The organism is Microbacterium sp. (genome assembly GCF_049650565.1).
In the GTDB taxonomy this organism is placed as follows: domain Bacteria; phylum Actinomycetota; class Actinomycetes; order Actinomycetales; family Microbacteriaceae; genus Microbacterium.
The window spans coordinates 44,601-50,701 of record NZ_JBASAK010000066.1; the positions used below are offsets into that span (position 1 = coordinate 44,601).

The 6,101-nt window shown below is 69.5% G+C and carries 4 protein-coding genes and 1 pseudogene; 4 read left to right on the forward strand and 1 reads right to left on the reverse strand.

Translation table 11 applies throughout. The annotated features are described in order from the left end of the window. Positions 1-76 precede the first annotated feature (76 nt). From WA967_RS11800 to WA967_RS11815, 4 genes are read left to right on the forward strand one after another with little or no spacing between them, the layout of a single operon-like run. A complete protein-coding gene (locus WA967_RS11800; protein ID WP_424422736.1) occupies positions 77-1,045 on the forward strand; it encodes a carbohydrate ABC transporter permease in 969 nt (322 codons plus the stop codon). After that, on the forward strand, positions 1,042-1,935 hold the full coding sequence (locus WA967_RS11805; protein ID WP_424422738.1) for a carbohydrate ABC transporter permease: 894 nt from the start codon (positions 1,042-1,044) through the stop codon (positions 1,933-1,935). Before WA967_RS11800 ends, WA967_RS11805 begins: the two co-directional genes overlap by 4 nt. Then, complete coding sequence (gene yicI / locus WA967_RS11810) at positions 1,935-4,169, forward strand: alpha-xylosidase (protein WP_424422741.1); 2,235 nt, start codon at positions 1,935-1,937, stop codon at positions 4,167-4,169. The genes WA967_RS11805 and yicI overlap by 1 nt, the downstream gene beginning before the upstream one ends. After that, the gene (locus WA967_RS11815) at positions 4,166-5,596 is read left to right on the forward strand and encodes a GH1 family beta-glucosidase (RefSeq protein WP_424422743.1); all 1,431 of its coding nucleotides are present in this window, start codon (positions 4,166-4,168) and stop codon (positions 5,594-5,596) included. Before yicI ends, WA967_RS11815 begins: the two co-directional genes overlap by 4 nt. Position 5,597: 1 nt before the next feature. On the opposite strand, the pseudogene WA967_RS11820 reads toward WA967_RS11815, so the two are convergent. After that, positions 5,598-6,101, reverse strand: a pseudogene (locus WA967_RS11820) (hypothetical protein); the annotation flags it as partial.

Below are 6,101 nucleotides of genomic sequence, written 5' to 3' on the forward strand. Positions count from 1 at the left end.
ACGCGGGTCGGGGCGATGCCCGCGCATCGCCCCGATCCGCCCCGACCGACTCCGACCCGACCGAGGAGTGATGGACATGACTCTCACCGCGCACACCGCGCACACCGCGCGCAGGAATCCGCCCGAGCAGCCCGCGATCCCCCAGGGCAAGGGCGGCACCGGGGGCTACTGGCTCTACCTGCTGCCCGGCTTCGTGCTGCTGCTGATCATCGTGCTGATCCCCCTCGGCTGGAACGTGTACCTCACCTTCCAGAAGTGGCGCGGCGTGCGCGCCCCCGAGTTCATCGGCCTGGAGAACTGGCAGAAGCTGTTCACCGACGACGCGTTCTGGACGTCGTTCTCGAACTCGGTGTGGATGATCCTGGCGATGGTGGTCGTCCCGACCATCCTGGGGCTCCTCGTCGCGGCGCTGCTGTTCGACGTCATCGGCCGGAAGTTCGGCGGGAAGGTCGGCAGCTTCCTGCGGGCCACGTACTACCTGCCGCAGATCCTCCCGGTGGTGGTCGCCGGCATCGTGATCGGCTGGATCGTGCGCCCCGACAGCGACGGCGCTCTCAACCAGATGCTGGGCTGGTTCGGCATCCCGGACGTCGACTGGCTGGGACGGATGCCGTCGGCGCTGATCGTGCTGATGGTCGTGATGGTGTGGGTGCAGCTGGGCTATCCCGTGGTCATCTTCATGGCGGCCCTGCAGCGCGTGGACCCCGAGCTGTACGAGGCGGCGGAACTGGACGGCGCGAACTGGATCCAGCGGTTCCGGGCCATCACCGTGAGCATCATCCGCCCCGAGATCTTCGTCGTCACGCTCACCTGCACGATCGCCGCGCTGAAGGTGTTCGGCCCGGTGTACGTCATCACCCGCGGCGGGCCCGCGGGTGCCACCCTCGTGCCGTCGTACTACGCCTATCAGGAGTTCTTCACCAAGCGGAACATCGGCTACGGCGCCACCATCGCGACGGTGCTGACCATCGTCGTGGTGATCGTGTCGATCATCTTCATCCGAGTGCAGAACTCCGTGGAGCAGAAGGAGAGGGCGGGACTGTGAGCGCCACGACCGCGATAATCACCGGCAAGACGCCCCGGCCGGGCGCGCGCCCGCGCGGCGGCATGACCCGCCGTCGTCCCGTCGACTGGCTCCTGCTGGCACTGGTTGTCGCCGGCGGCATCCTCGTGCTGGTGCCGTTCTACCTGGTGCTGGTGAACTCCTTCAAGTCACCCGTGGACTATGCCACCTCCGGCCCGCTGGCCCTCCCACACGAGCTGGACTTCACCGGCATCGCGAAGTTCTGGGAGCGCGTGAACTTCCCGGAGAAGGTGTGGAACTCGATCCTCATCTCCGGCGTCGTCTCGGTGCTCGCGGTGCTGATCTCCATGCTCAACGCGTTCGCGATCGGCATCGGCCGGGTCCGGGGACGCACCTGGATCGTGCTGCTGTTCCTGATGGCCAACCTGCTGCCGCAGGAGGCGCTGCTGTACCCGCTGTACTACATGTTCAAGAGCGTCGGACTCTACGACAACATCTGGTCGGTGATCATCGTGTTCACGGTCATCCAGGCCGCGTTCGGCACCTATCTGCTCTCCTCCGTGTACGGCACGTTCCCCAAGGAGGTGCTGGAGGCGGCATCCCTCGACGGCGCCGGCCGCTGGCAGATCCTGTGGCGGGTGGTGTTCCCGATCAGCCGGCCCACACTGTCGGTGCTGCTGATCTTCTTCTTCATCTGGACGTGGAACGAGTTCCTCATCCCGCTGACGTTCCTCGCCTCGAACGCGAACCAGACCGTGCCCGTCGCGATCAGCGTGCTGCAGGGCGACCGGCTCATGGACGTGACCACGACGAGCGCGTCGGCACTGCTGGGGATCATCCCCACGCTCATCTTCTTCCTCATCTTCCAGCGCACACTCACTCGCGGCATCACGGCAGGAGCGATCAAGTAATGAAGTTCACCGACGGGTTCTGGCAGCTTCGCCCCGGGGTCAGCGCCCTGTACGCCCAGGAGGCGTACGACATCGAGCGCACCCACGACACGCCGGACGGGCCGGGGATCGTGGTCACCGCACCCACCTCGGTCATCGCCAAGCGCGGCGACGTGCTCAACCGGCCCGTGCTGACCACCACCCTCTCCTCCCCCGCCGAGGGAGTCATCCGGGTGCGCATCGCCCACCACGCGGGTGCCCGGTGGCACGGTGGGTTCGACCTGCCCGGCGCCGGCTCGGGCACGGCATCCGTCTCGATCTCCGCCGACGGCGGGGTGCTGGATGCCGGCGGGCTGGCCGCCCGCATCGCCCCCGGCGCCCCCTGGGATCTGTCCTTCGAGATCGACGGCCGCCGGGTGACCGGCAGCGGCCGCAAGGCGGAAGGGTACGTGCGGCTGGCGCCGGACGCGCAAGTGGATGGCGGGATCGTCTCCAACGCACGGGACGGCGGTGTCGGACCGGTGCGTCGTGCGTTCGTGCACGAGCAGCTCGACCTGGGCGTGGGCGAACTCGTCTACGGCCTCGGCGAGCGCTTCGGGCCGCTGGTGAAGAACGGCCAGTCGGTGGAGATCTGGAACGCCGACGGTGGCACCTCCAGCGAACAGGCGTACAAGAGCGTGCCATTCCATCTGTCCTCCCGCGGCTACGGCGTGCTGGTCAACGACCCCGGCCACGTCTCGTACGAGGTGGGCTCGGAGGCGGTGGAGCGCGTGCAGTTCTCGGTCTCCGGCGAGGTGCTGGAGTACTTCGTGATCGCCGGTCCCACCCCCAAGCAGGTGTTGAGCCGCTACACCGCCCTCACCGGACGGCCGCCCGTGGTGCCGGCCTGGTCGTACGGGCTGTGGCTGTCGACGAGCTTCACCACCGACTACGACGAGCAGACCGTCAACTCGTTCATCGACGAGATGGCGGCCCGCGAGCTGCCGGTGTCGGTGTTCCACTTCGACTGCTTCTGGATGCGCGAGTTCAACTGGTGCGACTTCGAGTGGGATCCGCGGGTGTTCCCCGACCCCGTCGGCATGCTGGCGCGACTGCACGAGAAGGATCTGCGGGTGAGCGTGTGGATCAACCCGTACATCGCGCAGCGGTCGCCGCTGTTCCGCGAGGCCGCGGATGCCGGCTATCTGGTCACCCGTCCGGACGGCGCGGTGTGGCAGTGGGACCTGTGGCAGGCCGGCATGGGCCTGGTCGACTTCACGAACCCCGACGCGACCGCCTGGTACCAGTCGCACCTGCGCCGCCTCGTGGACCAGGGCGTGGACTGCTTCAAGACGGACTTCGGCGAGCGCATCCCCACCGACGTGGTGTGGGCGGACGGCGCCGATCCCGAGCGCATGCACAATCTCTACACCCAGCTGTACAACCGCGCCGTGCACGAGGTGCTGGTGGATGCCCGGGGTGCGGGCGACGCCGTGCTGTTCGCACGCTCGGCGACCGCGGGTGGGCAGAGCATGCCCGTGCACTGGGGCGGCGACTCCACCTCGACCTACGTGTCGATGGCGGAGACCCTGCGCGGCGGACTGTCGCTGGCGATGAGCGGCTTCGCGTTCTGGAGCCACGACATCGGCGGCTTCGAGGGCACTCCGGACGCCGGGGTCTTCAAGCGCTGGACGGCGTTCGGCCTGCTGGGCTCGCACTCCCGCTTCCACGGCTCGAACTCGTACCGGGTGCCGTGGGCGTTCGACGACGAGGCCGTGGAGGTCACCCGCCGGTTCACGCAGCTGAAGATGCGACTCATGCCGTATCTGTACCGGCACGGGCTGGACGCCGTGCGCACGGGGGTGCCGCTCATGCGGCCGATGGCGCTGGAGTTCCCCGAGGATCCCGCCACCGGGCACCTGGACCGGCAGTACATGCTGGGCCCCGACCTGCTGGTGGCTCCCGTGCTCAGCGCGTCGGGCGAGGTGGAGTTCTACCTGCCCGCCGGGCAGTGGACCTCGCTGCTGACCGGCGAGACCGTGACCGGCGGCGGCTGGCGCAGTGAGGTGCACGACTTCCTGTCGCTGCCGCTGTACGCGCGCCCGGGCGCCGTGATCCCCTGGGGCGCCCGCACCGACCGACCCGACTACGACTACCACGACGGCCTGCGGCTGCGGGTCTTCCCAGGCGGCACCGGTATGGCATCCGTCGCCGTCACGGCCCCGGACGGCACCGCACGCGACTACACGGTGAACCTCGAGGAGACGACGGAGTGAGCTCCCCGGCAGACGACTACCGCGGCTCGGGGCTGGTGTTCCCCGAGGACTTCACGTTCGGATCGGCGACGGCCGCCTACCAGGTGGAGGGCGCCGCGGCCGAGCAGGGCCGCACGCCCTCGATCTGGGACACGTTCAGCCACACGCCGGGACTGGTGTGGAACGACGACACCGGGGACGTGGCCTGCGACCACTTCCATCGCGTGGAGCAGGACCTGGATCTGATGGCCGAGCTGGGCCTGCAGGCGTACCGGTTCTCGATCGCCTGGCCCCGCATCGTCCCCGTGCCGGGTGGCGGAGTGAACCGGGACGGAGTGGACTTCTACTCGCGGCTGGCGGACGGGCTGCTCGAGCGCGGCATCCGCCCGGTGGCGACGCTGTACCACTGGGATCTGCCGCAGTACCTGGAGGATGCCGGCGGCTGGACATCCCGTGCCACGGTGGACGCCTTCGCGGAGTACGCCGCGATCATGGGCGCAGCCCTCGGCGACCGCGTGCAGACCTGGACGACTCTCAACGAGCCATGGTGCTCGGCGTACCTCGGTTACGGGCAGGGCGGTCACGCACCGGGCCGGCACGAGCCGGCATCCGCTCTGGCCGCCGTGCATCATCTCAACCTCGCGCACGGGCGCGCGCTGCAGGCGCTGCGCGCCGCATCCACGGGCGACCCGGACTATTCGGTCACGCTGAACTTCCACGTGCTCCGAGGGCAGGGCGACGGGGCCGCAGAGGCGGTGCGCCGCATCGACGCGCTGGCCAACCGCGCGTTCACCGGTCCCCTGCTGCGCGGCGAGTACCCTGCCGATCTGCTGGCGGACACGGCATCCGTCTCGGACTGGGGCTTCGTGCAGGACGGCGACCTGCAGACCATCCACCAGCCGATCGACGTGCTGGGCGTGAACTACTACTCCACGGCCACCGTGCGGCTGTGGGACGGCGTCTCACCGCAGCAGCGCAACGATGGCCACAAGGGCGCCGAAGGCGGAACCGCCTGGCCGGGCAGCGACCGGATCGTCGAGTTCGCCCCGCAGCCCGGCCCGCACACCGCCATGGGCTGGAACATCGCCCCGGACGGACTGGAGGAGCTGCTGGTCTCGCTGTCGGAGCAGTTCCCCGGGCTGCCTCTGATGGTCACCGAGAACGGCGCCGCGTTCGAGGACGAGGTCTCGCCAGACGGCTCGGTGCGGGATGCCGAGCGCACCGACTACCTGCGCCGGCACTTCACGGCCGCGCACCGGGCGCTGGCCCGCGGTGTGGATCTGCGAGGCTATTTCGTGTGGTCGCTGCTGGACAACTTCGAGTGGGGCTACGGCTACGCCAAGCGGTTCGGCATCGTGCGCGTGGACTTCGACACGCTGGAGCGCACAGTCAAGGACTCCGGACGCTGGTACCAGCGGCTGGTGCGCACGCGCACGGTCGACGCGTAGCTCAGCGCTCCCGGCGACGCGAGGTCCATTCCCCGAGCAGCTCGGCCGTGCGATTCAGCACGTCGGTGGAGCGCTCGGCGAAGCCGCGGGCGGCCTCCCACAGCGCATCCGGCAGGTCCTGCTGCACGCGCTCGCCCCGCGCCGAGCGCTCGGCGAGGTCGAAAGCGTGCTCGAGGTCGTCGACGGCCTGACGGTACAACGAGTAGTCGGATGCCGTGACACGGCCCGCCTCAGCGGGACGACGGTCTCTGGCGCGCTCGACGATCACGAGGAACGCGGCCGTGTGGGGCTGACGGGCGTCGCTCATCGCGGGGTACGCCAGGGCCAGGCCGGGGTCGGTCTCGTAGGCGATCCAGCGGGCCAGCACGCTCTCGTGGCGGGCGCGCAGCCGGTCCAGCGGCAGTACGGATCCGGTGCCCAGCGACATCCGCTCGGCGGTGACCCGTGCCCGCGCGGCGCGCACCTGCGCGGCCGCCGCGCGCGACGCCAGCTGTGCCTCTCGCAG

Bases quoted from the DNA above. Each gene is read 5' to 3' on its own strand.
- WA967_RS11800 (WP_424422736.1), top strand. From the start codon at position 77: ATGACTCTCACCGCGCACACCGCGCACACCGCGCGCAGGAATCCGCCC.
- yicI (WP_424422741.1), top strand. From the start codon at position 1,935: ATGAAGTTCACCGACGGGTTCTGGCAGCTTCGCCCCGGGGTCAGCGCC.